Annotated in this window: 30 protein-coding genes; 16 read left to right on the forward strand and 14 right to left on the reverse strand. The window is 75.0% G+C overall.

The window, feature by feature from the left end; genetic code table 11:
* Positions 1 to 45 precede the first annotated feature (45 nt).
* Entirely contained in the window at positions 46 to 2,211 is a 2,166-nt protein-coding gene (locus tag PGB27_RS23750) for an HNH endonuclease signature motif containing protein (RefSeq protein ID WP_274202902.1), read from the forward strand.
* A 19-nt stretch (positions 2,212 to 2,230) separates the two neighbouring features.
* Here PGB27_RS23750 and PGB27_RS23755 read toward each other — a convergent pair whose 3' ends face one another.
* On the reverse strand, positions 2,231 to 2,548 hold the full coding sequence (locus PGB27_RS23755; RefSeq protein ID WP_274202903.1) for a hypothetical protein: 318 nt from the start codon (positions 2,546 to 2,548) through the stop codon (positions 2,231 to 2,233).
* A 105-nt stretch (positions 2,549 to 2,653) separates the two neighbouring features.
* Positions 2,654 to 3,655, reverse strand: a complete 1,002-nt coding sequence (locus PGB27_RS23760) for a PLP-dependent cysteine synthase family protein (RefSeq protein ID WP_274202904.1) — start codon at positions 3,653 to 3,655, stop codon at positions 2,654 to 2,656.
* A gap of 57 nt (positions 3,656 to 3,712) precedes the next feature.
* Between PGB27_RS23760 and PGB27_RS23765 the strand changes: the two genes are divergently transcribed.
* Positions 3,713 to 5,068: a four-carbon acid sugar kinase family protein gene (locus PGB27_RS23765; RefSeq protein ID WP_274202905.1), complete on the forward strand. Its 1,356-nt coding sequence runs from the start codon at positions 3,713 to 3,715 to the stop codon at positions 5,066 to 5,068.
* A complete protein-coding gene (denD, locus tag PGB27_RS23770) occupies positions 5,059 to 6,018 on the forward strand; it encodes a D-erythronate dehydrogenase (protein WP_274202906.1) in 960 nt (319 codons plus the stop codon). The genes PGB27_RS23765 and denD overlap by 10 nt, the downstream gene beginning before the upstream one ends.
* Positions 6,019 to 6,054: 36 nt before the next feature.
* On the opposite strand, the gene fmdA is transcribed toward denD, so the two are convergent.
* The 4 genes from fmdA to PGB27_RS23790 form a co-directional block, all read right to left on the reverse strand.
* Positions 6,055 to 7,308, reverse strand: a complete 1,254-nt coding sequence (gene fmdA, locus PGB27_RS23775) for a formamidase (RefSeq protein WP_274202907.1) — start codon at positions 7,306 to 7,308, stop codon at positions 6,055 to 6,057.
* Between the two features lie 26 nt (positions 7,309 to 7,334).
* On the reverse strand, positions 7,335 to 7,970 hold the full coding sequence (locus PGB27_RS23780; protein WP_274202908.1) for an AmiS/UreI family transporter: 636 nt from the start codon (positions 7,968 to 7,970) through the stop codon (positions 7,335 to 7,337).
* Between the two features lie 126 nt (positions 7,971 to 8,096).
* Positions 8,097 to 8,378 carry an FmdB family zinc ribbon protein gene (locus tag PGB27_RS23785; RefSeq protein WP_274202909.1) on the reverse strand — a complete coding sequence of 94 codons (282 nt, stop codon included), beginning with the start codon at positions 8,376 to 8,378 and terminating at the stop codon, positions 8,097 to 8,099.
* 101 nt (positions 8,379 to 8,479) lie between these two features.
* Positions 8,480 to 9,556 carry a substrate-binding domain-containing protein gene (locus tag PGB27_RS23790; protein ID WP_274202910.1) on the reverse strand — a complete coding sequence of 359 codons (1,077 nt, stop codon included), beginning with the start codon at positions 9,554 to 9,556 and terminating at the stop codon, positions 8,480 to 8,482.
* A gap of 100 nt (positions 9,557 to 9,656) precedes the next feature.
* Between PGB27_RS23790 and PGB27_RS23795 the strand changes: the two genes are divergently transcribed.
* On the forward strand, positions 9,657 to 10,130 hold the full coding sequence (locus PGB27_RS23795) for a MarR family winged helix-turn-helix transcriptional regulator (RefSeq protein ID WP_274202911.1): 474 nt from the start codon (positions 9,657 to 9,659) through the stop codon (positions 10,128 to 10,130).
* A gap of 3 nt (positions 10,131 to 10,133) precedes the next feature.
* Here PGB27_RS23795 and PGB27_RS23800 read toward each other — a convergent pair whose 3' ends face one another.
* Positions 10,134 to 10,514 carry a MerR family transcriptional regulator gene (locus PGB27_RS23800; protein ID WP_274202912.1) on the reverse strand — a complete coding sequence of 127 codons (381 nt, stop codon included), beginning with the start codon at positions 10,512 to 10,514 and terminating at the stop codon, positions 10,134 to 10,136.
* Positions 10,515 to 10,571: 57 nt separating this feature from the next.
* Between PGB27_RS23800 and PGB27_RS23805 the strand changes: the two genes are divergently transcribed.
* Entirely contained in the window at positions 10,572 to 11,480 is a 909-nt protein-coding gene (locus PGB27_RS23805; protein WP_274202913.1) for an NAD(P)-dependent oxidoreductase, read from the forward strand.
* Here PGB27_RS23805 and PGB27_RS23810 read toward each other — a convergent pair.
* Together PGB27_RS23810 and PGB27_RS23815 are read right to left on the reverse strand one after the other, a co-directional pair.
* Positions 11,422 to 12,108: a CDP-alcohol phosphatidyltransferase family protein gene (locus PGB27_RS23810; protein WP_274202914.1), complete on the reverse strand. Its 687-nt coding sequence runs from the start codon at positions 12,106 to 12,108 to the stop codon at positions 11,422 to 11,424. The two genes, PGB27_RS23805 and PGB27_RS23810, sit on opposite strands and share 59 nt — an antisense overlap.
* 55 nt (positions 12,109 to 12,163) lie before the next feature.
* Positions 12,164 to 12,943, reverse strand: a complete 780-nt coding sequence (locus tag PGB27_RS23815; RefSeq protein WP_274202915.1) for a methyltransferase domain-containing protein — start codon at positions 12,941 to 12,943, stop codon at positions 12,164 to 12,166.
* Between the two features lie 90 nt (positions 12,944 to 13,033).
* Between PGB27_RS23815 and PGB27_RS23820 the strand changes: the two genes are divergently transcribed.
* A complete protein-coding gene (locus tag PGB27_RS23820) occupies positions 13,034 to 13,489 on the forward strand; it encodes a pyridoxamine 5'-phosphate oxidase family protein (RefSeq protein ID WP_274202916.1) in 456 nt (151 codons plus the stop codon).
* A 33-nt stretch (positions 13,490 to 13,522) separates the two neighbouring features.
* On the opposite strand, the gene PGB27_RS23825 is transcribed toward PGB27_RS23820, so the two are convergent.
* Positions 13,523 to 14,185 (reverse strand): NADPH-dependent F420 reductase, encoded by a 663-nt coding sequence (locus PGB27_RS23825; protein WP_274202917.1) that lies wholly within the window; start codon positions 14,183 to 14,185, stop codon positions 13,523 to 13,525.
* A gap of 272 nt (positions 14,186 to 14,457) precedes the next feature.
* On the opposite strand from PGB27_RS23825, the gene PGB27_RS23830 reads away from it, so the two are divergent.
* The 4 genes from PGB27_RS23830 to PGB27_RS23845 all read left to right on the forward strand — a co-directional run bounded on the left by PGB27_RS23830 (position 14,458) and on the right by PGB27_RS23845 (position 18,212).
* Positions 14,458 to 16,596: a DEAD/DEAH box helicase gene (locus PGB27_RS23830; RefSeq protein WP_274202918.1), complete on the forward strand. Its 2,139-nt coding sequence runs from the start codon at positions 14,458 to 14,460 to the stop codon at positions 16,594 to 16,596.
* Positions 16,597 to 16,612: 16 nt separating this feature from the next.
* On the forward strand, positions 16,613 to 17,248 hold the full coding sequence (locus tag PGB27_RS23835) for a ribonuclease H family protein (RefSeq protein ID WP_274202978.1): 636 nt from the start codon (positions 16,613 to 16,615) through the stop codon (positions 17,246 to 17,248).
* Between the two features lie 82 nt (positions 17,249 to 17,330).
* Positions 17,331 to 17,819, forward strand: coding sequence for a hypothetical protein (locus PGB27_RS23840; RefSeq protein WP_274202919.1), 489 nt, complete (start codon positions 17,331 to 17,333; stop codon positions 17,817 to 17,819).
* A 78-nt stretch (positions 17,820 to 17,897) separates the two neighbouring features.
* Positions 17,898 to 18,212 (forward strand): hypothetical protein, encoded by a 315-nt coding sequence (locus tag PGB27_RS23845; RefSeq protein WP_274202920.1) that lies wholly within the window; start codon positions 17,898 to 17,900, stop codon positions 18,210 to 18,212.
* Positions 18,213 to 18,215: 3 nt separating this feature from the next.
* Here the strand turns inward: PGB27_RS23845 and PGB27_RS23850 are convergent, their stop codons facing one another.
* Complete coding sequence (locus PGB27_RS23850; RefSeq protein WP_274202921.1) at positions 18,216 to 18,911, reverse strand: LysR substrate-binding domain-containing protein; 696 nt, start codon at positions 18,909 to 18,911, stop codon at positions 18,216 to 18,218.
* A gap of 287 nt (positions 18,912 to 19,198) precedes the next feature.
* On the opposite strand from PGB27_RS23850, the gene PGB27_RS29485 reads away from it, so the two are divergent.
* The 5 genes from PGB27_RS29485 (at position 19,199) to PGB27_RS23880 (ending at position 22,762) form a co-directional block, all read left to right on the forward strand.
* The gene (locus PGB27_RS29485; protein ID WP_408630113.1) at positions 19,199 to 20,731 is read left to right on the forward strand and encodes a S9 family peptidase; all 1,533 of its coding nucleotides are present in this window, start codon (positions 19,199 to 19,201) and stop codon (positions 20,729 to 20,731) included.
* Positions 20,728 to 21,594, forward strand: a complete 867-nt coding sequence (locus PGB27_RS23865; protein WP_274202922.1) for an SDR family oxidoreductase — start codon at positions 20,728 to 20,730, stop codon at positions 21,592 to 21,594. The genes PGB27_RS29485 and PGB27_RS23865 overlap by 4 nt, the downstream gene beginning before the upstream one ends.
* A gap of 100 nt (positions 21,595 to 21,694) precedes the next feature.
* Positions 21,695 to 22,138: a phage holin family protein gene (locus PGB27_RS23870; RefSeq protein WP_274202923.1), complete on the forward strand. Its 444-nt coding sequence runs from the start codon at positions 21,695 to 21,697 to the stop codon at positions 22,136 to 22,138.
* Positions 22,119 to 22,460 carry a DUF3618 domain-containing protein gene (locus PGB27_RS23875; RefSeq protein WP_274202924.1) on the forward strand — a complete coding sequence of 114 codons (342 nt, stop codon included), beginning with the start codon at positions 22,119 to 22,121 and terminating at the stop codon, positions 22,458 to 22,460. Before PGB27_RS23870 ends, PGB27_RS23875 begins: the two co-directional genes overlap by 20 nt.
* The gene (locus PGB27_RS23880; protein ID WP_274202925.1) at positions 22,457 to 22,762 is read left to right on the forward strand and encodes a DUF4235 domain-containing protein; all 306 of its coding nucleotides are present in this window, start codon (positions 22,457 to 22,459) and stop codon (positions 22,760 to 22,762) included. The genes PGB27_RS23875 and PGB27_RS23880 overlap by 4 nt, the downstream gene beginning before the upstream one ends.
* 143 nt (positions 22,763 to 22,905) lie before the next feature.
* On the opposite strand, the gene PGB27_RS23885 is transcribed toward PGB27_RS23880, so the two are convergent.
* Both PGB27_RS23885 and PGB27_RS23890 read right to left on the reverse strand, forming a co-directional pair.
* A complete protein-coding gene (locus PGB27_RS23885; protein WP_274202926.1) occupies positions 22,906 to 23,784 on the reverse strand; it encodes a universal stress protein in 879 nt (292 codons plus the stop codon).
* Positions 23,781 to 24,275: a hypothetical protein gene (locus PGB27_RS23890; protein WP_274202927.1), complete on the reverse strand. Its 495-nt coding sequence runs from the start codon at positions 24,273 to 24,275 to the stop codon at positions 23,781 to 23,783. The genes PGB27_RS23885 and PGB27_RS23890 overlap by 4 nt, the downstream gene beginning before the upstream one ends.
* Before the next feature lie 135 nt (positions 24,276 to 24,410).
* Here PGB27_RS23890 and PGB27_RS23895 point away from each other — a divergent pair, with 135 nt between their 5' ends.
* A complete protein-coding gene (locus PGB27_RS23895) occupies positions 24,411 to 25,958 on the forward strand; it encodes a PucR family transcriptional regulator (protein ID WP_274202928.1) in 1,548 nt (515 codons plus the stop codon).
* Here PGB27_RS23895 and PGB27_RS23900 read toward each other — a convergent pair.
* Positions 25,955 to 26,278, reverse strand: coding sequence for a DUF3040 domain-containing protein (locus PGB27_RS23900; RefSeq protein WP_274202929.1), 324 nt, complete (start codon positions 26,276 to 26,278; stop codon positions 25,955 to 25,957). The genes PGB27_RS23895 and PGB27_RS23900 overlap by 4 nt on opposite strands.
* Positions 26,279 to 26,417: the final 139 nt, after the last annotated feature.

The raw sequence follows: 26,417 nt of genomic DNA on the forward strand, positions 1-26,417 counted from the left end.
TCGATCCGACCGGCACTGTCGGGGGTCGCCTCTAACGTCGTCTCCGTGAGCATCGACCACGACCTCCGGCCCGGCCTCGCCGCCGAGCTGGACGCGCTCGCCCCGGGCGCGGAGCTGGTCGCTGCTCTCGAGCGCCTCTCGCCGGCCGCGCTCACGGGCGAGGACCTCGCCGCCTACCTGCGCGCCTGCCAGCGCGCGACCAGCCGCGGCGTCGCCCGCCTGCTCGACGGGATGCACCACCTGGGACGCGCGCAGGCCGACCGCGTCGACCGTCGCGACGGGCTCGACGAGTTCTCGGGCGACGAGGTCGCGGCGGTGCTGGGCTGGGGCCGCACCATGACGAGCCGGAGGCTCGACCTCGCCGACGACCTGCAGGATCGCCTGCCCGACGTCGGCGACGCCCTGTGGCACGGGGCCATCGACGAGTACAAGGCGACCCGCTTCAGTGAGGGCACGTGCGACCTCGCCGACGACCACGCCCGCCACGTCTGCCGGGTGCTCCTGCCGGAGGCTGCGGAGCTCCCGCCCGCCGAGCTCGCCCGACGCATCGAGCAGGTCGCCACGGCCCTCGACCCCGAGTGGGCGGCGCGGCGCGCGGCGCGGGCGGAGAAGAACGCCCGGGTGATCCTCAGCCCCAACCCCACGGGCACCGCGACCTTCTCGGTGTGCGACATCGCCGCGCCCAGCGGGCTCGCCATGCGCGACCGCTGCGACGCCCTGGCCGCCGCGGTGCGCCACCTCGGGGTGCTGACACCGATCGGCTCCCTGCGCGCCCAGGTCGCCGAGCGACTCCTCGACGGGTCGGTGGCGGGCCTCGACGACCACAAGGTCGCTCTACTCCTCGCCGCTGAGTACCACGAGCACAACCGCCCCGACTCCTCGACGACCACCGACGACGCCAGCGCCGCCCAGGAGCCCGACCACGAGCGTGACCAGTGCTCCGACGACCACCACGGCTCCGACAACGGGCCGGGCGACGACGGTCGGGGCAGGGGCGACCAGGGTCCCGACGACGACGGGCCGGACGACGGGCCGGACGACGACGACCCAGGCCGCGACGACGACGGTCCCGGCGACGACGAACCGGACGACGACCCCGACGACCGGTCGGGCGGCCCCGTGGCCGACGGCGCGGAGGACGAGGCCTGCAGCGATGCGGACGGGGTCGGCAAGGCACTCGCGCCCGCAGATCACCCCTGCGAGCAGGGCGTCCTCGACCTGCCGGACCTCGCCGACCTGCCCGCGCCGGCCCTCCCGCCCACGATCGAGGGGGCGGACCCGGGCCCCGGGCGTCCTCGGTGCGGCACGTCCGAGCTACGGCTGCGACTCACCACCGCGCTCGGCCTCGACGACCTGCCCGCCACCGTGCCCGGCTACGGCAACCTGCTGGCCCACCACGCCCGGACGATGCTCACCGCCCACCACAGCGGCGAGTGGCGCATCGTCCTCGCCGACGACGAGGGCCGGCTCCAGCACGTCCTGCTCGCCCGACGACGACCACGACGACCAGTCCAGCCCCCGGAGCCACGAGGCCGGGGGCGGGTCGAGCAATGCACCGCGATCGTCGAGCTCCAGGTCCCGACGACGCTGGCGGCCGCCCTCGATCCGCGCGCCCATCCTGCGTGGTCGGGCTTCATCGCCGAGGTACAACGGCGCCTCGACGAGCTGGGCGGCCACTCGCCCGCGGGCCCGTACGAGACCACCGCCGACCATCTGCGGCGGCGTCCTCGTGTCGAGATCGACCGGTGGGTCCGGGTCCGCGACCGGCACTGCGTGGCGCCGGGCTGCCGACGGTCCGCGCGTCGGGCGGACCTCGACCACACCCTCGACTGGGCCTGCGACGGCATCACATCGCACACGAACCTCGGGGTCCTCGACCGGCACCACCACCGCGCCAAGCACGTCGCGGGCTGGAAGGTCGACCAGCCGTCGCCCGGGCTGTTCGCCTTCCGCACCCGCGCCGGGGTCCACCACACGACCCACCCGAAGAGGATCATCGAACCGCTGCCCCGACCCCGCCCGGCCCGCAGGCCTCGGCCGCTCCCCGACGACGGCCCGGTCGTCGACCCCGGCCTCGACCTCAGCCACGAGTCCGACGCCGCCGAGGAGGACGCCTGGCGCCGACGCTTCCTCCGCCGGACCGGCATGACCGCCGAGACCACGTCGACTCCGCCCCCGCGGCACGCGGACGACGACCCGCCGCCCTTCTGATCGCCCGAGGCCCCCGCCCCTACCCCGGCCCGCGCCGCGCCCGCAGGTGCAGGAACAGCGGCACGCGCTGCCAGCGGTGGTCGGCGTCGTCCCGCACCGCCTCGTCGGGCACCGCCGGCTCGCGCAGCGCCTCGACCAGCAGGCCGTTGCCCTCGAAGGCCCGGGTGTAGTCCTCGAGCGGGTGGTGGAGCGAGTGGAAGGTCATCCTCAGCCCGGCCCGCTCGATCGAGTCCGCGTAGCGCCGCCCGCGCAGGTACGACTCCTCGACCACGTACTCGCTCCCGGCCTCCCGCGACCGGAAGGTCCCCGCCGAGTTCAGCGGGTGCACCACGGCCACGCACAGCACCCCGCCCGGCACCAGCACCCGGGCGCCGCGCCCAGGCGATCCACCGGTCGGCCTGCTCGTCCCACGCGCGGCGGAGGTCGTCCACGCCCGCGAGTCTCAATCACCGAAGAGGTCGCCCGCGAGGTACTTGAGCCCCGTGTCCACGGCGACCGTCACCACCGTGCGGCCCGGCCCCACTTCTGCCGCCAGCTCCAGCGCCCCGGCGATGTTCAGCGCCGACGACGTCCCGACGAACAGCCCCTCATCCCGGGCCAGCCGCCGTGCCAGCGCCCGCGCCTCGCCCTCGTCCACGGCCCGCGCGTCGTCGTGAGCCCGCCCGGAGCCCGACGACGAGGGCACCAGCAACGGCGGCACGATCCCCGTCGCCGTGCCCTCCACCCGGTGCGCCCCGCCCCTCCCGGCCGTGAGCGTCGGCGAGCTCGCCGGCTCGAGCGCGACCACCCGCGTCGGCCCCGCCTCGTGCAGCACCCCCGCGACCCCGGCCAGCATCCCGCCCGTCCCGACCGCGGCGCAGAAGACGTCCACCGACGAGGCCTGCGCCAGGATCTCCCGCCCCAGCACGGCGTAGCCGGTGAGGGCGTCGGCGTTGTGGAACTGGTCGGTCCAGAAGGCGTCCTGCTCGACGACGATCCGGTCGACCTCCGCCCGCATCCGGACGAACAGGTCCGGCGTGATCCGGCCCTCGCGACTCGGCACCACCGTCAGCTCGGCACCGAACGCCCGCATCGTGCGCAGCTTCTCCGGCGAGAACGCGTCGGAGGAGACCAGGGACAGCGGGTGGCCGACGACCGCGCACACGAAGGCCAGCGACGACCCCGTGCTCCCGCCCGTGAACTCGACGACCCGCCGGCCCGGCCGCAGCTCGCCCCGCGCCCGCGCGCCCTCCACGATCGCCGTCGCCATCCGGTCCTTGTAGCTGCCCGTCGGGTTGGCGCCCTCGAGCTTGACCAGCACGTCCGCCGCCCCGGCGGGCACGACCCGGCCCAACCGGACCATCGGCGTGCCCCCGACGGCGTCGAGCACCGACGGCGCCACGCCCGCGTGTCCGACCCCCGCCTGTCCGACCCCCGCCTGTCCGGCCCCCGTCTGTCCGACCATGGCGACAGCATGCTCCGCCGGCGGCCGGATGCGGACCGTTCCTGCCACGATGCACCGATGGGCACCGACCGGCTCGCCGCACTCCCGCCCGTGCGCGAGGTCCCGGCCGAGCAGGTGCGTGAGGCGCTGGTCGGCACCCCGACCGTCGTGGTGCTCGACGACGACCCCACCGGCACCCAGACCGTCCGCGACCTCCCCGTCCTCACCCGCTGGACCGCCGACGACGTCGACTGGGCCCTCGCCCAGGGCACGCCCGCCTTCTTCGTCCTCACCAACACCCGCAGCCTCGGCCCCGACGACGCCGCGGCGCGCACCCGCGAGGTCGTCCGCACCTGCCTCGCGGTCGCCGGGCGCCGCGGGATGGACGTCGTCTTCGCGAGCCGCAGCGACTCCACCCTGCGCGGGCACTTCCCGCTCGAGACCGACGTCATCGCCCGGGCCGCCGGCGCCCCGGACGCGGTGATCCTCGCGCCCGCCTTCCCCGACGCCGGCCGCGTCACCCTCGACGGCGTCCACTGGCTGCGCGACGGCGACCGGCTCACCCCGGTCGCCGACAGCGAGTTCGCCGCCGACGCCACCTTCGGCTACCGCTCCTCGCGCCTGGCCACCTGGGTGGCGGAGAAGAGCGGCGGCGCCATCCCGGCCGCCGACGTCGCCGAGGTCGGCATCGAGGAGCTGCGCGACGGGGAGGTCACGCTGCCGCGGAGCCGGGTGATCGTCCTCGACGCCGTCGTCGACGACGACCTGCGCGCCGCCGTCCTCGCCATCCTCGCCGCCGAGCGCGCCGGCGCCCGCTATGTCTACCGCGTCGGCCCCTCGTTCGTCCGCGCCCGCGCCGGGCAGGGCGCGCAGCCGCCGCTCGACGACGCCGAGCTGAGCCGCACCGTCGCCCGCGGCCACGGCCTGCTCGTCGCCGGCTCCCACGTCGGGCGGACCAGCCGCCAGCTCGAGCGCCTCGCCGCCCGCCGCGACCTCGCGCACGTCGAGCTCGACGTCGCGGCCGTGCTGGAGGGCGCACCCCTCGACGAGATCACCGCCGACGCCGTCGACGCCCTGAAACGCCGCACCACCCTCGTCAGCACCTCCCGCACGCTCGTCACCGGCCGCGACGAGGCCGAGAGCCTCGCCATCGCCCGCCGGGTCAGCGCCGCGCTCACCGGCGTCGTGCGGCAGGTCGTCCACGCCGCCGAGCCCGCCTACGTCCTCGCCAAGGGCGGCATCACCTCGTCGGACGTCGCCACCGAGTCGCTGCGGGCCGACCGCGCCTGGGTGCGCGGCTCGATGCTCCCGGGGCTCGTGTCGCTCTGGGCGCCCACGAGCGGCCCGCCCCTCGTCGTGTTCCCCGGCAACGTCGGTGACGACGAGGCCCTCGCCGACGTCGTCGACCGCCTCGAGGAGGCCGCATGCGCGTGATCGTCACCGGCGGGTCGGGGTTCCTCGGGACGCTGCTGTGCCGCCGGCTGCTCGCCGGTCCGATCGGGATCGGCGGCGCGGCACCCGCCGACGTCACGCGGCTGGTCGTCGTCGACCTCGTCGCGCCCGCCGACGACGTCGCCGCCGACCCGCGCGTCGAGCACGTCCAGGGCGAGCTCAGCCGCACCCTCGGCGAGGAGGCCGACGCGGTCTTCCACCTCGCCGGCGTGGTCAGCGGCGCCGCGGAGGCCGACTTCGACGCCGGCATGCACACCAACCTCGACGGCACCCGCGCCGTCCTGGAGTACGCCCGCGGGCACGCGACGCCGCCGGTGCTGGTGTTCACCAGCTCGCTCGCGGTCTTCGGCAGCGACCCGGCGATCGGCCCGGTCGGCACCGTCGACGACGACACCCTCCCGCGCCCGCAGTCCAGCTACGGCGTCCAGAAGTTCATCGGCGAGCAGCTCGTCGCCGACTACACCCGCAAGGGCTTCGTCCGCGGGCGCTCGGTCCGGCTCATGACGGTCTCGGTACGCCCCGGGCGTCCCAACGCCGCGGCGTCGAGCTTCCTGTCGGGCATCGTCCGCGAGCCCCTCGCGGGCGAGCGCGCGGTGTGCCCCGCTCCTCCGGACATGGCCGTCGCGCTCTCGTCGCCGCAGCGCACCCTCGAGGGCATCCTGCGCGCCGCCGAGGTCGACGACGCCACGTGGGGCAGCCGGACCGCGATGAACCTGCCCGCGCTGACCACCACGCCCCGCGAGATGGTCGCCGCCCTCGACCGCGTCGCCGGCCCCGGCACCAGCGACCTCGTGGACTGGGTCGAGGACCCGGCGGTCGTGGCCGTCGTCGGCAGCTGGCCCGAGCGCTTCGAGACCCCCCGCGCCCACGCCCTCGGCCTCACCGCCGACACGTCCTACGACGACGTCGTCCGCGCCTACCTGAGGGGCTGATGCGCGGACGACGTCGCCGGGGCCGGGGAGCCCGTCTCAGGCGCGCGACATCGGGACGCCCTGGCCCGGGTCGATCTTCGTCGGGCCGTCCTTGCCCGGCTTGACGTCGAAGTCGAAGATCCCGGTCGGGAGGTAGACCGTCGAGCACGAGTTCGGGATGTCGACCACGCCGGACAGGCGGCCCTCGATCGGCGCCGCGCCCAGGATCATGTAGGCCTGGACGGGCGAGTAGCCGAAGGTCGTCAGGTAGTCGATCGCGTGCAGGCAGGCCCGCTGGTACGAGAGGTGCGAGTCGAGGTAGCGCTGCTCGCCGTCGAGGGTGACCGACGTGCCGGAGAAGGCGATCCACTCGCTGTACTGCGGGTCGGTGTTCCCCGGGACGAAGATCGCGTTCTCGGAGACGCCGTAGGTCTGCATGCCGCCCTTGATGAGGTCGACGTGCAGGTCGATGAACCCGCCCATCTCGATCGCGCCGCAGAACGTGATCTCGCCGTCGCCCTGCGAGAAGTGCAGGTCGCCCATGGAGAGGTTCGCGCCGTCGACGAACACCGGGTAGAAGACGCGGCTGCCCTTGGTGAAGTTCTTGATGTCCTGGTTGCCGCCGTTCTCCCGCGGCGGCGCGGTGCGGGCGGCCTCGTTGCGGGCCCGCTCGAAGTCCTCGCCCGACAGCGACCCGAGGATCGCCGAGTCCGGCTGCGGCGGCAGGGCCAGCGGCGGCACCGCCTGCGGGTTCGTGTCGATGAGCGCCTGCTCGCGGGCGTTCCACTTGCCCAGCAGGTCGTGCGACGGCGCGGTGCCCATGAGGCCCGGGTGGACGATGCCGGTGAACTCGACGTGCGGGACGTGACGCGAGGTGGCCTTCCCGCCGCGGAAGTCCCAGATGACCTTGTAGGCGTCCGGGAAGTGGTCGGTGAGGAACCCGCCGCCGTTGGTCTTGGCGAAGACGCCGGTGTAGCCCCAGCCCTGGCCGGCCAGCGGGCCGGAGTCCTCCTGCGGGATCGGGCCGACGTCGAGGATGTCGACGATGAGCAGGTCACCGGGCTGCGCGCCCTCGACCGCGATCGGCCCGGACAGCACGTGCACGCTGTTGAGCGGCGCGTGGAGGATGTCGTCGGCCGAGTCGTCGTTGACGATCGCGCCGTCGAACCACTCCCGGCAGTCGACCCGGAACACGTCGCCGGGCTTGACGTGCACCTGCGCGGGCACGTCGGGGTGCCAGCGGTTGTGGCCGACGATCTGCTGCTCGGTGAACTTCTTGCTGCTGTCGAGCGGGAAGACCTTCTTCGGCATCGCTTCTCTCCTCGGTACGCGGGTGGTCAGGCGGGGACGCGCTCGCCGGTGGGCGCGGGCGTGGGCGGGGCGGGCTGCCGGCGCGCCCACGGGACGAGGGCCGCGAAGACGACCACCCCGAAGATCGCCAGCCCGATCGCGAGCGGGACGCCGATCACGTCGTAGACGCCCGTGAGGAGCAGGAGCGCGGGGATCCACGCGGTGACCCACCCCTGGATGGCGCACACCGCGCCGGTGTAGCGCCCGATCCCCTCGCGCTTGCGGCCCAGCAGCACGAAGAACAGCGCCCAGAGGAACGCCCAGTACAGCCAGATGACACCGAAGGCCGGGTCGGCGAAGCGGGTGAAGTTCAGCGCGGAGAAGACGAGCGCGGTGATGGCGACGAACAGGCAGAAGTAGCCGAGCCCGGTGCCGTCGAGGTCCCAGGTCAGGTTCACCGCGACGTAGAGGTAGGTGAACGAGAAGAGGAACAGGCCGGACGCCGCGAGCACGACGTCGGCGTCACCGTTCGCCGTGAAGATCAGGTAGAGCGGCGTGACGATCTGCAGCCCACCGACGAAGAAGTTCATCGGTGCGGCCGAGCGGGCGTCGATCCACCCCAGCAGCATGACGCCGTTGATGAACAGCACGGCGCCGACGAAGAGCAGGCCGACGCTAGCCACGGGACGGCGCCGATCGAGGTCGCAGCACGGGACGTCCTCTCTGTCGTGGGGCCCGCCCGAGCAGGGCAGGAGGCATCGCGCCCCGGGGTCGACCGGGGCGGACCGGGGGCGAAAGGGTGGGTGCGGTCAGGGGCGCGGCAGCGCCGCGGTGCGCGGGTCGAGGGGACGCGACGGCCCGACGGGACGGGGCGGCGGCGCGCTGACGACGGCGGGCTCGGTGCGCGAGGCCTCGGCGCGGTCGATGGCCGCGACCTTCCTCCGGTCGGCCAGGGCGAGCCGCGGTGCAGTGATCATCTTGGCGGCGTCGGCGCCGCAGGTCGGGCACGGGACGACCGCGGGCGCGGTGCCCATCGGCCGCATGACGTCGACGGGACCGTCCGCGCCGCAGCGGTACGCGTAGAGCGGCATCGCTGTCCCCCTTCGTCGAGGCCCCGACGCCGCGGGCGAGATATGCGTCGTAGGAATTGGTTTCCTAGGAAACTAGCGACGGCGGGGCGAGCCGTCAACACTCAGAGCTGCTGCACGACGTCCCAGGTCAGCCCGTCGGCGACGGCCAGGAAGACCCGCTGGCGCAGGTGCCGGTCGCGCAGCTCGACCGTGCCGCGCGGGCTCTCGTACGCCAGGCCGTCGGCCACCGACATCATCGCCGGCACCTGCGTGGAGCCGGCCCGGCGCATCAGCTCGGTGAGCAGCCGGACGCCCTCGTAGCAGGACTCGCCGAGGCTGTTCAGCACCGGCGCGTCGTCGCCGAACTCGCGGAAGTAGGTGGCGGCGAACTCCAGCCCCGAGCTCGTCGCGAGGTCCTCGAAGTAGCCCGCCGAGGTCATCAGCCCGCGCGTGCTCTCCGTCCCGGACGCGAGCAGCACGTTCTCCTCGATGAGCGAGCTGAACCGCAGGATGTCCCGGTCGAGGCCCGCCGCGGCGAAGGACCGGTTGAACGCGACCGCGTCGTCGCCGATGAGCAGCATCAGCACCGCGTCGCAGCCGCTGGCCTCGACGCGGCCCAGCACCGACGAGAAGTCGGAGGTGCCGAGCGGCACGAACATCTCGTCGCAGACGGTGCCGCCGATCCGGCGCAGGTAGCGCGCCGCCGTCGCCGCCGAGCGCCGCGGCCAGACGTAGTCGTCGCCGACGATCGTCCAGCGCTGCACGCCCGCGGTGCCGGCGAACCAGTCCAGCGTCGGGCCGAGCTGGAGGTCCGGCGTCTCGCCGGTGAGGAACAGGCCCGGCCGGTCCTCGCCGCCCTCGTAGAGCGCGGTGTACGCGTACGGCACGCGACCGCGGATACGGGGCGCGACCGCCTCGCGGACCGCCGAGATGTGCCAGCCCGTGACGGCCTGGACCGCGCCGGCGCTCACCAGCGCGTCGACCTCGATCGCCACCTCCTCCGGGCTGCGCCCCCCGTCGACCGGCACGAGGTTCAGCTCCCGGCCGAGCACCCCGCCGTCGGCGTTGATCTCCTGCACGGCGAGCGCGGCGCAGCTCTCGCAGGACGGCCCGAAGATCCCGGCGGGACCCTGCAGCGGGATCACGAGCGCCATGTCCAGCACGTCGCGTCCGCGCGTGCGGGACAGCGACTCGGTCATGGGGAGACGCTAGCGAGCGGGACCCCGTCCGGAGCTGCTCCGATCGGACGAGCCGCGCGCACTCGCCCACCGTGAGCGACTCCGCGGCTACGATCGAGCGGTGCCGGCCAGCGCAGGAGGGTCCACCGGAGAGGGCGACGAGGCCCTCCGGTTGCTCTCGCTCGTCGAGCGGACGCTCACCGGGCGGCTCGAGGAGGCGCTGCGCCGCTGCGGGTCGAGCCTCGACCAGTGGCGGATCCTGAGCCTGCTCGCCGAGCGCGGCGGCTGCCCGATGAACGTGGTCGCCGACCACGTGCTGCTCCTCGCGCCGAAGCTGAGCAAGCTGGTCGACCGCATGGTCTCGGCGAACCTCATCCTGCGCCGGCGCGACCACGAGGACCGTCGGCGCGTGCTCATCGTCGTCTCGCCCCGCGGGCGGCAGGCCCTGGCGGAGTGGGACGCGGCGACGGCCGAGGTCCGGGGCCAGTTCCGCGCGGTCCTCGGCCCGGACGCCGAGCTCTTCGACGCGCTGCTGCGGCGCCTGCAGGAGGGCCTGACCCCGGCGCGCCTGGGCGAGCTCGAGGCACCGGCCTGACGCTCAGCAGCTCGCGGCGTACCGGTCGTCGTCCGGGACCGCCGTGGCGATGACGGCGTCCAGCCCGTCGCGGGCGGCGGCGAGCTCGTCGATCATCGCGGTGATCCGGTCGCGCTCGCGGTACAGGTCGTCGAGCAGCTCGGGACAGCTCGCCACCAGCCGCGGGCCGTCGGCGCCCATGCACGGCAGGAGCTCGGCGATGGTGGCCGTCGAGAGCCCCGCGGCGAGCAGGGTGCGCACGTGGTGCACCACGTCGACGTCCGCCTCGGCGTACTCCCGGTAGCCCGAGGCCGCGCGCTGCGGGCGCAGCAGGCCCTGCTCCTCGTAGTAGCGCAGGAGTCGCGGCGCCACCCCGACCCGGCGCGCCAGCTCGCCGATCCGCACGTCCCCGACCTCCGGGCTTGACCTTCACACCGGTGTCAGACTTTAACGTCCCCGGTCATGGAGCAGAAGGAAGCCGTCACCGTCCTGGGCCTCGGCGCGATGGGCACCGCCCTCGCCCGCGCCCTCCTGGCCGCCGGGCACCCCGTCACCGTCTGGAACCGCACCCCCGCCCGCGCCGACGCCCTGGTCGCCGACGGCGCCCGACCGGCGCCCGACCCAGCGAGCGCGGTCGCCGCGAGTGCCCTGACGATCGTCTGCCTGCTCGACGACGACGCCGTGCGCGCCGTCCTCGACGGGGTCGACCTCGCCGGCGCGACGCTGGTGAACCTCACCTCGGGCACGCCCGAGCACGCCCGCGCGACCGCCGCGTGGCTGTCCGACCGCGGTGCCGAGGTCCTCGCCGGGACGATCATGGTGCCGACCCCGCTCGTCGGCCCCGAGGAGGGCCTCGTCCTCTACAGCGGACCCGCCACGGTGCACGACCGGCACCGGACGACCCTCGCGGCGCTGGGGCGCACCGACCACCTGGGCGACGACCCCGGGCGCGCGGCGCTGTTCGACCTCGGCATGCTCGACGTCTTCTTCGCCGGCCTGGCGTCGTTCCTCCACGCCGCGGCGGTGGTGGGTCGCGACGGCGTCCCCGCCGCCGAGTTCGTGCGCTACGCCGAGGAGGTCGTCGCGATCCTGCCCGCCACCTTCCGCGGGCTCGCGGAGGACGTCGACGCGGGCACCCACCCCGGCGAGGAGGACAACCTCGTCATGGACGCGACCGCACTCGGCCACATCGTCGCGACGAGCCGGGCGCGGGGCGTCGACCCGGCGCTGCCCGAGCTCGTTCACCGGCTGGCGCGGCGGGCGATCGACCGGGGCCACGGCGCGGACGGGTTCTCCCGGGTGGTGGACGAGATCAGGTCCCCGCGTCCCCGGGATGCCGCGGCCGCCCCCGCAGACGCCGGCGCACGTTGACGACCAGCTGCGTCGTGGCGAGCAGGGCGAGCAGCGCCCAGAGCGCCGCGGCCACCGTCACCACGAGCACGGCCATCGACGGGACGATGCCCGCGACCCCGAGCGCGACCCCGCCGATGACCAGCCGGGCCGGGCGCTCGGCGATCGTCACGACGCCGGTCTCCGTCATGCCCGCCGCGCTCGCGCTCGACCGGATCGACTCGTCGAGCACCGTGAGGACCGCGGCCGCGGCGCACACCGGTCCCGGTGCGCCGAGCAACCAGAGCGCGGTGACCATGCTGACGTCGCCGACGCGGTCGACGATCTGGTCGAGGACCCGGCCCCAGGCGGTGGCGGCGCCGGTGAGCTCGGCGACCGCGCCGTCCACGCCGTCGAGGAGCGCGACGACCACGACCAGGGCCGCCGCGAGCAGCGCCCACCGCCCGCCGAGCGCGGCGACGCCGGCGATCGCGACCGCACCGACCCCGCCCACACCCGTGACCCACGACGGCGGCACGGCGCGGCGGGCGAGCGGCGCGGCGAGGACGTGCGAGATGCGCAGCCAGGCGCGCGCCGGACGGGAGCCGGCCACGTCGTAGTCACCGTGCGCCCGCGACCAGCGCTCGACGTAGTCCTCGTGGTCGTCCACGTCCACCCGAACCCCCCGGCCACCGGTCGACAGGCCCCGGCCACCCTACTGGTGATCAGTCCCCGGATCGTGCCGTCGCGACGAAGCAGTAGCGGTTGACACTGAAGAGGTAGTCGGTCCCCCGGGAGCGCAGGTCGGCCGTCCAGCGCGCCGCGTCCTGCGCGGTGAGGCCGTGGCGGCCGGTCACGTAGTCGGCGATCGTGACCATCGTGTGCGCGCTGTAGGTGTCCTCGGCGAGGACCGGGTTGAACAACGGCACGAGCGCGCGCTCGGCGACGTCGAACCCCGCGCGCTCGAGCAGGCCGGGCAGGACCCGGGGCAGGTACGGGTCGACGAGGTGCTCGTCCCACGCCGTCATGACCCGGCGGTGCAGGTCGCGGTCGGCGGCGTGCCAGACCACGGAGTCCCAGTCGGTGTCGAGGACGACGACGCGCCCGCCGGGCCGCAGCACCCGGTGCACCTCGCGCAGCGCCCCGGGGACGTCGGCCACGTACTCGTAGACCTGCGTCGACACCACCGCGTCGAAGGATCCGTCGGCGTACGGCAGGGCCTCCGCACCGCCCTCGTCGATGCCGACCCACCGGAGGTCGGCGCAGTGCTCCGCGGCGACGGCGTTCATCGCCGTGCTGGGGTCGATGCCGCGGACCGAACCGTCGAGCCCGACCGCCTCGGCGATCGACCGGACCAGGAAGCCCGGCCCCGACCCGACGTCGAGGACGTCCTCGCCGGGCAGCGGACGGAGCAGCGCCAGCACCTGCTCGCGCTGCCGGACCACGTCGGGCGTGGCGTAGACGAGCTGGATGCGGCGGGCGCCCTCGTCCCCGAACGGCAGCACGCGGCCCAGCGTCCCGCGCTCGCGGGTCCCGGGACAACGTCGTCGCTCAGCCGGGACACCCCTGTCGGAGGGTGGTGCCACGATCGGCGCATGGCGAGGTGGCGTGACGTCGAGGCAGCGGTACCGGAGTTCGCGGCGCGGGTGCGGGCGCTCTTCGACGCCCACCGGCACAAGACCCTCGCGACGCTGCGCGCCGACGGGTCGCCGCGGATCTCCGGCATCGAGACCGTGTTCGACGAGGGCGAGCTGACGTTCGGCTCCATGCCCGGTGCCCGCAAGGGCGCGGACCTGCGCCGCGATCCCCGGTTCGCGCTGCACAGCGCCACCGTCGACCCCGTCGAGGGCGCCGAGGCGCAGTGGCCGGGCGAGGCCAAGATCGCGGGGCGGGCGGTCGCGGCGGGCGCGGTCACCGGGGAGGCCGAGGGCGACCTCTTCCACGCCGACGTCACCGAGGTCGTCCACACCCACCTCGACCCGGCGGCGACGCTGCTCGTCGTCGAGTGGTGGACCCCGGCGGGCGGGCTGCAGCGCGTGGAGCGGGCGTGAGCCGGCCCAGGGCGCGGGCGCCCACCATCCCGCTCAGGCCGCCCGGAAGTCCGCGGGACGCTCCGGCGACGCCTCGGCCAGGGCCCGGCGCACGCCGTCGGCGTCGAGGTCCGCGCCGTAGACCGGGGTGCCGGGCTGCTGACGCCAGGACTCCTCGAGTCCGCCGGCGTCGACCGGGTCGAAGCCGAGCTCGTCGACCAGCGCGAACACCGTGTCCTTGGCCGGGCCGTCCGCGCCCGCGACCGGCAGCGCGATGCGGCCGGCCTCGCCCCGCGGCCGGCCGCGCTCCAGCAGGTGCTTCCAGTTGATGCCGTTGAACACCTTGTACACCGGCGTCCCGAGGATCTCGGAGACCCACACGCTCTCCGGCGTCCCGTCCTCCAGGGCGTCGATCCGCCCGTCGCGCTGCTGCGGGTAGTAGTTGTTCGTCTCGATGACCGGGGCGCCCGGCTTCGCCCCGGCGACGATGTCCGGACCCAGGGCCGGGGTGTTCTTCTGCGGGATGCTGACGATCACGACGTCCGCGTCCGCCGCGGCGTCGCGGGCCCACACCGGCGTCGCGCCGGTCTCCGCCGCCAGCTCCGCGAGCGTCTCGGGTGCGCGGGAGTTGGCCACGCGGACCTCGTGCCCCAGCGCCGCGAGCCGCCGCGTCAACGTCGCGCCGATCAAGCCTGTCCCGATGATGCCGATCCTCACGAGCGGGGTAACCCCGGGCTGGTCGACGGTGTTCCGGGCGTGCCGCACCGCCTCTCGCCGGTGCGGCGGTATAGTGGTGATGAACCCCGGCACGTCGCGCAGGGTCAGACCCTGCGGCGACCGCTCGACGCGGACCGTTCGGCATCCGCGGCGGCGCTCTGCCGTTCCCGCCGCGGTTCAGCGCGTCGTGTGCGGAGCCCGTCCGCTCCGCCGGCGACACCGACATGCTGCACGCAGCCCGGCACGACCGCCGGGCATTCCGGAGGAGGTCCATGGCTCGTCGAGGCCAGCCGCAGAACACTGCTCGCCGTGGTGGTGCCCCCGGGCCCCGCCGGCGGGGCGGGCGGCGGCGCGAGGACGTCACGGCGGTGCTCACGCGCGCCGTGCAGGAGGTCCGCTCCGCGCTGGGCAACGGCCGGGTGACGGCGTCGACCCGGACGAAGTTCCAGGCGGTCGCCCTGGCGCTGCGCGACGAGCGCGCGCGGGTGCGGGCGGACGAGGAGCTCACCGACGCCCGCCGGAACGACCGACTCAAGCGCCTCGACGACATCGCCACCGACCTCGCCAAGACCGCCGTCCGGCACCCGGCGCTCCTGTCGCTGCTCAGCGAGGACGCGGTCGTCTCCGACGACGCCCGCTCGCTCGAGCACGAGATGCTCCGGCGCGCCGGCATCGAGCCGCCCGCCGCCCCGGAGCCGGAGGTCGAGGAGCCGGCCGCCGAGCCCGCGAAGCCGGGCGTCGTCCCGCAGTCGGTCATCTCTCGCCGCCTCGCGAACCCCTTCCTCGAGCCCGACTTCTCCGCCGCTCGCCCGGCCGCGCCCCGGCCGACGCCGCTGAGCGGCTGGGAGCTGCTCGACCCGCTGCTGCGCTCCTTCGAGCGCGCGAGCGACGGGGCCTCGACGAGCATGGACCTGCCTGCGCCCGGGAACGTCCGGGTCCCCGGCGGCCGGGAGCTCATGCCGCACCAGGCCCGGCTCGTCGCCGCCGCCTCCGACGGGCACCGGACCTTCCTGCTCGCCGACGAGCCCGGCCTGGGCAAGACCGCGCAGGCGCTGCTCGCCGCCGAGGCGGCGAAGGCGTACCCGCTGCTGGTCGTCGTGCCCAACGTCGTCAAGACCAACTGGGTCCGCGAGGCCGGCCTCTGGTCGACGCGGCGCACGGCCACCGCGGTCCAGGGCAACGGAGAGTCCGTCGACGGCTTCGCCGACATCGTCGTCGTCAACTACGAGGTGCTCGACCGGCACATGGGCTGGCTGCGCGACTTCGGGTTCCGCGGGATGGTCGTCGACGAGGCGCACTTCATCAAGAACAAGACCTCCCAGCGCTCCCAGCACGTCCTGGCCCTGTCCGAGCGCATCCGGGCCTTCACCGCGCGCCCGCTGCTCATGGCGCTGACCGGCACGCCGCTGATCAACGACATCGAGGACTTCCTCGCGATCTGGGAGTTCCTCGGCTGGATCGACGAGAAGAAGCCGCTGGCCGAGCTCATGGACGCCCTGACCGCCACCGGCCTGACGCCGGCCGATCCCGGCTTCTCGCCGGCGGCCCGGCAGGCCGTGGTGGACCAGGGCATCGTCCGCCGCCGCAAGGTCGACGTGGCCGCCGACATCCCGGCGCGCCGCATCGCCGACCTGCCCGTCGAGCTCGACGGCCCGACCGGCCGCTCGATCCGTGCCGCGGAGCGCGACCTCGCCCGCCGCATGGTGGCGCGCTACCGCGACGCCCTCGCCGCGCGGGGCGCCGAGCCGGTCGAGAGCCCCGACGGTGTGGACCACGAGCTCGTCGCCCGCGTCGCCACGTGGGAGCAGAAGGACGCCGCCAACTCCCCCAACGGCGACAACGTGTTCTCGATGATGCGGCGCATCGGCCAGGCCAAGGCCACGCTCGCCGCCGACTACGCCGTCCAGCTCGCCCGCAGCGCCGGCAAGGTCGTCTTCTTCGCCAAGCACGTCGACGTCATGGACGCCGCCGAGGACACGTTCGCCCAGGCGGGCGTGCGGTACTCCTCGATCCGCGGCGACCAGACGCCCGGCGTGCGGCAGCGCAACATCGACGCGTTCGTCGAGGACCCGGACGTCGCGGTCGCGGTCTGCTCGCTGACCGCGGCCGGGGTCGGCATCAACCTGCAGGTCGCGTCGAACATCGTGCTCGCCGAGCTGCCGTGGACCGCGGCCGAGCAGACGCAGGCCATCGACCGCAGCCACCGCATCGGGCAGACCGAGCCGGTCACGGCGTGGCGCATCCTCGCCGCGCAGACGATCGACGCGCGGATCGCGGACCTCATCGACGACAAGGCGGGCCTCGCCGCGGCGGCGCTCGACGGGTCCGACGAGGAGGTCGGCTCGTCGACCGACGCCCAGCACGCGACCCTGGTCGCGCTCCTGACGGAGGCGCTCCAGGCCGGCGATTAGGGTGGCCGCCGTGCCGATGACCGCCAAGTACGCGACCACCTGCGGGGTCTGCGCCGCGCCCGTCACCCCGGGCGAGGAGATCGCGCGCTCCGGGGAGCGGTGGGCGCACGCGGCGTGCGCGTCGACGTCGGGTGCGGGCTCGTCCGCCAAGCCCGCCGCCAGGACCGTGTCCAAGGCCGCCGCCAAGGCCACGAAGCCCTCGCGTCCGGACATGCCCGCGCCCGACGGGGCCCTCGAGGTGTGGACCGACGGCGCGTGCTCGGGCAACCCGGGTCCCGGCGGCTGGGCCTGGGCCACCCGCGACGGCCGGCAGGCCAGCGGCGGCGAGCCCCGCACCACCAACCAGCGCATGGAGATCCGCGCCGCCCTGGAGGCGGTGCGGGCGCTGGACGGCCCGCTGGTCGTGGTCAGTGACTCCACCTACGTCGTCAACTGCTTCCGCGACGGCTGGTGGAAGGGCTGGCTCGCCCGCGGCTGGGTGACCAGCGCCAGGAAGCCGGTGGTGAGCCGCGACCTCTGGGAGCCGCTGATCACGATCGTCAACGAGCGCGGGGACATCTCCTTCCGCTGGACCAAGGGCCACTCGGGCGACGAGATGAACGACCTCGTCGACCGGCTCGCGGTGGAGGAGTCCAAGGCCGTCGCGAGCTGAGGGACGCCGTCGCCACCCCGCGCGCGTCTGCTTTCGGGTGAAGATGGCCCACGGGAGGCGGCAGGCGCGTGACGATGCGCCGGTGACTCCCACAGCACCGACGGCGCGGCGGCGCGCGATCGTGGTCGGGGCCGCCCTGGCGTCGGTCCTGGCCCTCACCGGCTGCGGCAGCAGCGGACCGCAGTCGTTCTCCGACCTCAGCGCGGTGATCCAGGACGGCGGTCTCGTCGTGTGCACCTCCCGGCCCGTCCCGAACCCGCCCGGGACGCCGGCCCAGGAGACCCAGGCCCTCGAGGTCGGGTCGACCGACGCGGGCGAGCTCTCCGCCGAGGGGCAGAACGGCACCGGGAACCTGACCTGTGCCCCGAGCGCCGTCACCGTCGCGACCGCCTCCCGCTACGCCGACCAGGACGCCCGCGACGAGGCGGCCCGGGCGCTGCAGGCCACGGTGCCGCCCGCGAGCGGCACGACCGTGCACAGCACCGGCCTGTTCGTGGTCGTCGTGGCGGACCCGAACAACGACGGGCCGACCGACCGCCTCGACGAGGTGCTCACGAAGGCCGCCTCCTGACCGGTCCGCGGGCCGCGGGCGGGGGCCACGCCTCGTAGGCTCCGGTCGGCCCGGTCGTCCAGCACCCCGGAGGAGCCCGTGTACCTCGCCATCGCCACCGACGGTGTCGAGCTCCAGCAGCCCGAGAGGGTGAACGAGCTCTACGCGTCCTACTGGGAGCGGCTGGGACCCGACGAGATCAGCAAACTGCTGGCCGAGCACGACGCCGGGGAGCTCCTCCCCGACTTCAACCACATCATGGTGCCGGTGGCCACGCTGCGACGCCTCGCCGCCGGGCGCGTGCCGGAGGGCTGGGAGGACGACTTCGCCGGCATGCTCGCCTACGCCCGCGAGAAGGGCTGGCTCAGCGAGGACGGCGAGGCCGTCCGGGCCCACCTCGAACGGGAGCGGTAGCCCTCACCCCTCCCCCACCGTCCGCGCCGCGCGCCGCGGCACCGCGACCAGCGCCGCCAGGCGGTGGCCGGCCGGCAGGGCGACGACCCGCGGCTCGAGCCGGACCAGGTCGAGCCGCAGGCCGTCGTCGTCGGCGGTCGGGGGCCGTACGAGCGCGGTGTCGACCGTCCGGGACCGGACCGCGCTCGCCTGCTCGTGCCACGCCAGCTGCACGAGCTGCACGGTGACGTCCGGGGCCTCGCGCGCCACGAGGTCGAGGATGCGCCGGGTGTGCGTACCGGTCGCGGCGCTCATGAAGCCGAGGCGCAGGACGCCGTGCAGGTCACGACGGTAGGCCTCGAGGCCCGCGACGGCCCGGTCGGCGGCGGCCGGCGCCGCGCGGGCGTCGGGGAGGAACCGCCGGCCGGCCTCGGCGGGGACGACGGGGTGGGCGCTGCGGTCGAGGAGGTCGACGCCGACCTTGCGCTCCAGCAGCTCGAGGACATCGAGAACCCGCGCCAGCGGTGTACGAGGACGGCGCCTCCCGCCAGATCCTCGAGCCCGGTCGGACGCGTTTGACCATGCCGCAGCGGCACGGTGTTCCGTGGAGCCCGTGTCCCCCGAGCTCGAGCCGAGCATGACCGCCGCGCCGCTGATCGACGTCGAGGAGTTCTTCGCCGACCCGGACTTCGCCGCCCCGACGATCTCCCCGGACGGCACGCGGATCGCCTACCTCGCGCCGCACCGGGGACGGCGCAACGTCTGGGTGCGCGGGGTCGACGAGACCCACGACGACGCCGTCCCCGTCACCCACGACGAGCGGCGCGGGATCACCAGCTACTCCTGGACCGACGACCCCCGTTGGCTGCTCTACCGCCAGGACGCCGACGGCGACGAGGAGTGGCACCTCTACCGCGTCGACCTCGAGGACCCCGACTCCCCGGCCGTCGACCTGACCCCCCCTCGAGGCCGGCTCGCGCGTCTTCGCCGTCGACCCGGAGACGACGGTGCCCGGCACGGTCATCGCGTGGATGAACCCGCGGCCGCTGTTCGTCGACGTGTTCCGCATCGACGTGGCCACCGGGCGGACGACAGCGCTGGTGGAGCGGACCGACCCCGCCGAGACGTTCGTGATCGACCGGTCGGGGCGCCCGAGGTGGTTCATCGCGCAGGACGCCGACGGCACCCACGAGGTCCACGCCGCCGATCCCGACACCGGCGAGCGACGGCTGGTGCACCGTCTCGGCGGGCCCGAGCACCCGATCGGCTTCTTCCTGCACCCGACACCCGACGGCCGCGCCGCCCTGATCGGCGACTACCAGGACTCCGACGACCTGCGCCTCGTGCGCCTCGACCGCGACACCGGCGAGCTGACCGTCGTCGCCGCGCTCGACGGGCACAGCCTGGACACCTCGAGCGCCGTCGCCGACACCCTGCCACCGACGGTGTTCGTCAGCCGGCGCACCGGGGAGGTCATCGCCGCGCGCTTCACCGGCGACCGCCCGCGCGTCGTACCGGTCGACCCCGGGTTCGCCGACGTGCAGGCCGCCCTGGAGAAGCTCTCCGACGGCGTGCTCGACACCGTCTCCTCCGACCTCGCCGAGCAGCGCTGGGTCGCCACCTTCGTCCACGACCGCGAGCCGGGCACGGCCTGGTTCCACGACCGCGTCACCGGCGAGTCCCGCGTGCTCCACCGCGCGACGCGCCCGGACCCGGCCCTGCTCGCGCCGATGACGCCGATCACGCTCACCGCGCGCGACGGCATGCCCCTGCACGGCTTCCTCACCCTGCCCCTCGGGGTCGAACCGCAGCGCCTGCCGCTGGTGCTGCTCGTGCACGGCGGGCCGTGGGCGCACGACGGCTGGGGCTACCTCGCCGCCGTGCAGTTCCTGGCCAACCGCGGCTACGCGGTGCTGCGGGTGAACTTCCGCGGCTCGACCGGCCAGGGCCGTCGCCACCTCACCGCCGCGATCGGCGAGTTCGCCGGGAGGATGCACGACGACCTGATCGACGCCGTCGACTGGGCCGTCGCCCGTGGCCATGCCGACCCCGACCGCGTCGCGATCGTCGGCGGCTCGTACGGCGGCTACGCCGCGCTGGTCGGCGTCACCGTCACCCCTGACCGCTTCGCCGCCGCCGTCGACTACGTGGGCATCTCCGACCTCGCGAACTTCCTGGCCACGCTGCCGCCGTTCGTGCGCGCGAACATGACCAACAACTGGATCCGCTACGTCGGCGACCCCGACGACCCCGAGCAGCTCGCCGACATGCGGGCGCGCTCCCCGATCACCATGGTCGACCGCATCCGCACCCCGCTGCTCGTCGCCCAGGGCGCCAACGACGTGCGCGTCGTGCAGGGCGAGTCGGACAACATCGTCGCGCCGCTGCGGGCCCGCGGGGTGCCGGTGGAGTACCTGGTGGCCGACGACGAGGGCCACGGCTTCGAGAACCCGGAGAACCAGCTCCTGCTCTTCCGCGCCATCGAGCGGCACCTCGCCGCGCACCTCGGCGGCCGGTCCGGGCAGGGTGTCCCGCGATGAGCACGGCGGAAGGGGACGACACGGTGCAGCCGACGATCGCGGTCACGGGGGCGACGGGGCGGCTCGGCGGGCGGGTCGCGCGCCTGCTCGCCGAGCGCGGCATCGCCCAGCGCCTCGCCGTCCGCAGCCCCGACCGCGCGCCGGCGCTGCCCGACGCCGTCGCCGTGCGCTGCGCCTATGACCGACCCGACCAGGTCCGCAGCGCGCTCGACGGGGTCGGGACCGTCCTCATGGTCTCGGGCTCCGAGACCCCCGACCGTGTCGAGCAGCACCGGACCTTCATCGACGCCGCCGCGGACGCCGGGGTGCACCGGCTGGTCTACATCTCGTTCTACGGCGCCTCACCCGACGCCACCTTCACCCTCGCCCGCGACCACTGGGCCACCGAGGAGCACCTGCGCGCGAGCGGGCTCGTGACCGTCGTCCTGCGCGACAACTTCTACCTCGACTTCCTGCCCGAGCTCGTCGAGGCCGACGGCGTGATCCGCGGGCCCGCGGGCACCGGACGCGTCGCCGCGGTGGCGCAGGACGACATCGCCGAGGCCGCCGCCGCGGTCCTCACCGACCCGGGCGCGCACGACGGCGCCACCTACAGCCTCACCGGCCCCGAGGCCCTCACCCTCGAGGAGGCCGCCGGCGTCATCGCCCGCCGCACGGGCCGGCCGGTGCGGTTCGAGGACCAGACCCTCGACGAGGCCTACGCCTCCCGCGCGGGCCAGGCCCCGGACTGGCAGCTCGACGCGTGGGTCAGCACCTACACCGCCATCGCGGCCGGCGAGCTCGAGGGCGTCACCGGCGACGTCCCCCGCCTCACGGGCCACCCGGCCCGCTCGCTGGACGACCTGCTCGCTGCGCGGTCCTGAGCCGGCACCCCTCGTCCGGGCGGACGCATCGCGGGGCGCCGTGGCGGGCATCCCGCGCCGTCCCTCCCGACCTCGGGACCGACGAGAGCAGGAGTGAGTGATGAGCAACAGCGTCCCCGACCGGGTGGCGCCGCCGCCCGGCCCGCCGTCCGAGGCGTCCGTGGGCGAGCTGATGACCCGCCTGTCCGAGCAGACCTCGCGGCTGGTCCGCGACGAGCTGGCGCTCGCCCAGATCGAGCTCAAGGACACCGCCAAGCAGGCCGGGAAGGGCGCCGGACTCCTGAGCGGCGCCGGCGTGCTCGCCCTCTACGGCCTGGGCGCCGCGGTCGCGACCGCGATCATCGCGCTGGCCCTGGTGCTGCCGCTGTGGGCGTCGGCGCTGATCGTGACCGCGGTCCTGTTCCTCGCCGCCGGCGTGGCGGGGCTCGTGGGCAAGAAGGAGGTCGAGCACGTGTCGCCGACCCCGCAGCGGACCGTCGACAACGTCAGCCGCGACGTCGCAGAGGTGCAGGAGGCGCGTCACCGTGACCACACCCGGTCCTGAGACCCCCACCGGCGCGCGGGCCCCGCGCCCGGGCCCCCAGGCGACGCAGGAAGAGCTGATCGCCGACATCGAGGCCACCCGCGCCGAGCTCGGCGACACCGTCGACGCCCTGACCCAGAAGCTCGACGTCAAGGCCCAGGCCCGCGAGTCCCTCGAGGACGCCAAGCAGCGCGCCTCCGTGCAGTTCCGGCAGGCCAAGGACGCCGCGACCGACGAGCACGGCAACCTCACGCCGCAGGCGCGCGCGATCGCGATCAAGGTCGCCGCGGCCGTTGCGGGGCTGGTCGTCGTGCGGGCGGTCTGGAAGAAGGTGCGCGGATGACCCAGCAGCAGACGGCGCCGGCCAGCACCAGCGCGAAGATCCTCTACCGCCCGGTCGGGATCGTCAGCTCGATCGTCGGCGGGCTCCTCGCCAACCTGGTCTTCAAGAAGGTGTGGCAGCGGGCGGCCCCGAGCGACGTCCCGGACGACCCGCCGAACGCCCTCGACTCGGGCTCCGACCTCAAGACCATCCTGCTCGCCGCGGGCCTCCAGGGCGCGATCTTCGCGGTCGTCAAGGTCCTCGTCGACCGCGGCGGCGCCCGCGCGTTCCAGCGGTGGAGCGGGGAGTGGCCCGGGAACTGACCCGGTCCTCGCCCCCGCACGACGGAAGGCCCGCCCCCGGCCCGGGGGCGGGCCTTCCGTCGTGCGGGGACACCGACGCCGGGCCGACCGAGGACGGGTGACCTGATCGCTCCCCACCCGAGCTGTGCGGCTCGACCCCTGCCCTACGGGGGCGGCACGACCAGCACGGGCCGGTGGCCGTGGTGGAGCACCGCCCGGGCGTGGCTCCCGAGCACCACCTCCCGGACCAGGGACCGTCGCCGCGAGCCGACCACGATGGCGCCCGCGCCCTGGGTGGCGGCCTCACGGGCCACCGCGCCGGCGGCCGCGACCGGGCCGAACCCGTCGGGGCGGAGCCGGAGGGCGTCCGTGGGGACGCCCGGTTCGCCGAGCTCACCCGACCCGTCGCTCATCGGCGACTCGACGTGGACCGGCACGAGGAGCCGAGGAGCCAGCAGGTCGGCGGCGACCGCGTGTGCATACGCCGCGGACTCCGAGCCGTCGTGCGCGACCAGGGCGGGACCCGACGACGTCGCGGCCCGTTCCTCGGCGAGGAGCGGCGGGACGACCAGGACCGGCACCGAGCTGCGGTGGACCACGACCTCGGCGACGCTGCCGAGCAGTCCCCGCAGCCCGCCCGTACCGCGTGAGCCCACCACGACGGCCGCGGGACGGAGCTCGTCCGCCAGGGCCGCGAGGTCGGCCCCCTCGTCGGAGTGCTCGCCGCGGACGACCGGCTCGGCGGTCCACCCGGCGGCCGTGGCGAGCGCGACCCCGGTCGCCGCGACGCCGTCGGCGGCGGCCGCGGCCTCCTGACGCGTCAGCCGGCGGAGGTGCTCGGTCGTCCGCGCCTGCTGGGCGAGACGCCGGTACAGGGCGGAGCCGGCGCCGGGCGAGGTCCAGATGTGGGCCACCCGGGCGTGCCGGGCGGGCAGCAGGTGCGCCGCCACCGCGATCGCGGCCGCGGCGTCCCGGGACCCGTCGAAGCCCACGAGGAGGACGCCGTCGTCCTCGGGCCGGGCCGACCGCGGCGTCGACGTCACGACGACCACCTTCCCGCATCGGCCCGGGGCACGTCGCTGGGCTCGGACACGAAGTTCGCGCTGCCGAGGAACACGAACTGGACGAAGCCGGCCAGGGCGACCACCACCGGCAGGAAGATCGCGGCCAGGTTCATGTCCCAGGCGCCGACCGGGTGGTACACGGCGCCGGCGGCGAACATCGCCGTCGCCACGGTGGCCTTCGCGACCGCGACCCGGCGCAGCCACGCCGTGTGGCGGAGGGTCAGCAGGATCGCCAGGCCGATCGCGGCGAGGACAGCGAACTGGGGCAGTCCCGCCCGGACGCCCGCCACCGTGGCCGTCACGGCCTCACCACCGCCGAGGGCGACGAGGCCGGCGCCGCCGAGCACCACGGCGAGGACGCCCTCCACCGCCAGCGACGCCCGGGTCCGCCGGGTGAACCGCCGGGCCTCCTCCTCGAGGTGCCCCGTGACCATCGCCCGCACGTCCTGGCCGGTCGCCACGCTCCCCATCACCGCGCTCCTCCTGCTCGCATCGTCCGACGGGCGGGACGGTCCCGCCCTCCCCGTCGAGCATGCGACGACGCGGCGCCGAGCTGGTTGTAGGATCGGCCAATTCCCGGTCTCCGCGTTGTCGAGAGGTGACCGATGATCACGTTGGACCGCCTCGTCGACGTCCTGGCCGGCAGCGGCGCCCGACTCGCCGGTGGAGCCCGTGCCCGCGAGGTCGTGCTGCGGAGCCTGGTCGTGCACGACCCCAGCGATCCGCGCCCCACCACGGGTGACGTCTTCCTGGCCGTCGGGATCGACGCGCCGGCGGAGGCGGTCGCCCTGGCCGAGCAGGCGCGCGCGACCGTCGTGCTCGTCCGCGCCCCGGCGCCGCTCGAGCCCGCGACCTCCGCCGCCGCCGAGCACGCGGGGATCGCCGTCGTGCTCGCCGACCCCGAGGCCTCGTGGAGCCACCTCACCGGGCTGGCCTACGGGCTCGTCCTCGAGGGCCGGGAGACCGCGTCGGGCCGCGGTCCGACCGACCTGTTCGCCCTGGCCGACACCCTTGCCGCCGCGCTCCGCGGCTCCTCGGTGGTGATCGAGGACCAGCTCTCCCGCGTGCTGGCCTACTCCAGCTCCGACGACGGCGTCGACGCGGTCCGCGCGCGCACCATCCTCGGGCGGCGGCTCCCCGACACCGTGCGGGAGCTCTTCGCCGCGCGCGGCGTGTTCCGCCACCTCGCCGCCTCCGACGAGCCCCTGTTCGTCGAGCCCTCCCCCGCGCACGGGCTCGGCGGACGCATGGTCATCGCCGTGCGGGCCGGCCGCGAGCTCCTCGGCTCCCTGTGGGTCGAGACCGCCACCGCGTTCGAGCCCGCCCGCCGGCGGGTCCTCGAGGACGGCGCCCGGACCGCGGCGCTGCACCTGCTGCGCTCCCGCGCCAGCGCCGACCTGGAGCGCCAGGTGGAGTCCGACCTGGTCACACGCCTGATCGAGGGCACCGGCGACGCCCCCGCCATGATCAGCCGACTCGGTCTGCCCGCCACCGGGCTGCGCGTCGTGGCGCTGCAGGCCCACGTCGAGGACGAGCAGCACGCCGGGGTGCTGCTGACCTTCGAGCACGTCACCACGGGCTTCGGGTGGTCACGGCCGGGCCGCAGCGCGCTGTTCGCCCACACCGTCTACACCCTGTTGCCGGTCGGCGACGAGTTGATCGAGGCCGCCCGCACGTGGGTGGCGTCGGTGCGCGCCGGCCTGCCCGCGCACGTCGGTCTCGTCGCCGGGATCGGGGGTGCCGCCGACGCGACCATGCTGCCCGCCAGCCGGCGCGAGGCGGACGAGTGCCTGGCGCTGCACGTCGCGCGCCCGGACCTCCCACCCGTGGCCTACGACGAGTCGTGGGACCGGATCGTGCTGCGCCGCCTCCGGGCCGTCGCCGCCGCCGGCCGCATGCCCGAGCGCAGTCCCGTGGCCGAGCTCCGACGCCACGACCGGCAGCACGGCACGCACCACGTCGCGACCCTGCGCGCGTGGCTGGCCGCCCACGGCGACGTCGGGACCGCCGCCGCGGCCCTCGACGTCCACCCGAACACCGTCCGCTACCGGTTGCGGAAGATGGACGAGGCCACCCCCCTCGCCACCGACCACCCCGACCAGCGACTCGCCCTGATCGTCGCCCTCGCGGCCATGGACGAGGACGGGGTCTAGCGCGGCGTCGCCTCCGGCCCGCCTCCGCCGCCGGGTCCCTCGCGCACGAGGGGCGCACGCCGGAGCCGGTGGACCAGCCAGGCGAGCAGGACGGTCACCGCCACGAAGAACGTCGCCGGTGCCGGGGCGTTCGCCACGACCATCAGCAGCGCCAGCGCGGCGGAGACCACGGCCGCCAGGGTGTGGAACGCCAGCTCGAACCTCCGCCGCCGGCGGGCCCGCCGCGCCCACGTGGAGAAGGCCGTGGACCACGCGGGGTCCTCGGCGAGCAGGTGGTTCTCGATGTCGAGCAACGCGGCGCGTTCGCGGTCGTCGAGCACGTCGGGCCTCCCGTCGGGCCTCGTGTCGGAGGGGTCGGCGCAGGGTCGGGCCCGAGCCTGCTCCCCGTCCCACCCGGGATCGTTGTCCCTGGACGACAAGGTCCGCCGGTGCGGTTGTCGGTCCGCGACATCCGCTCCC

The organism is Actinomycetospora lemnae (genome assembly GCF_028737315.1).
GTDB lineage: Bacteria > Actinomycetota > Actinomycetes > Mycobacteriales > Pseudonocardiaceae > Actinomycetospora > Actinomycetospora lemnae.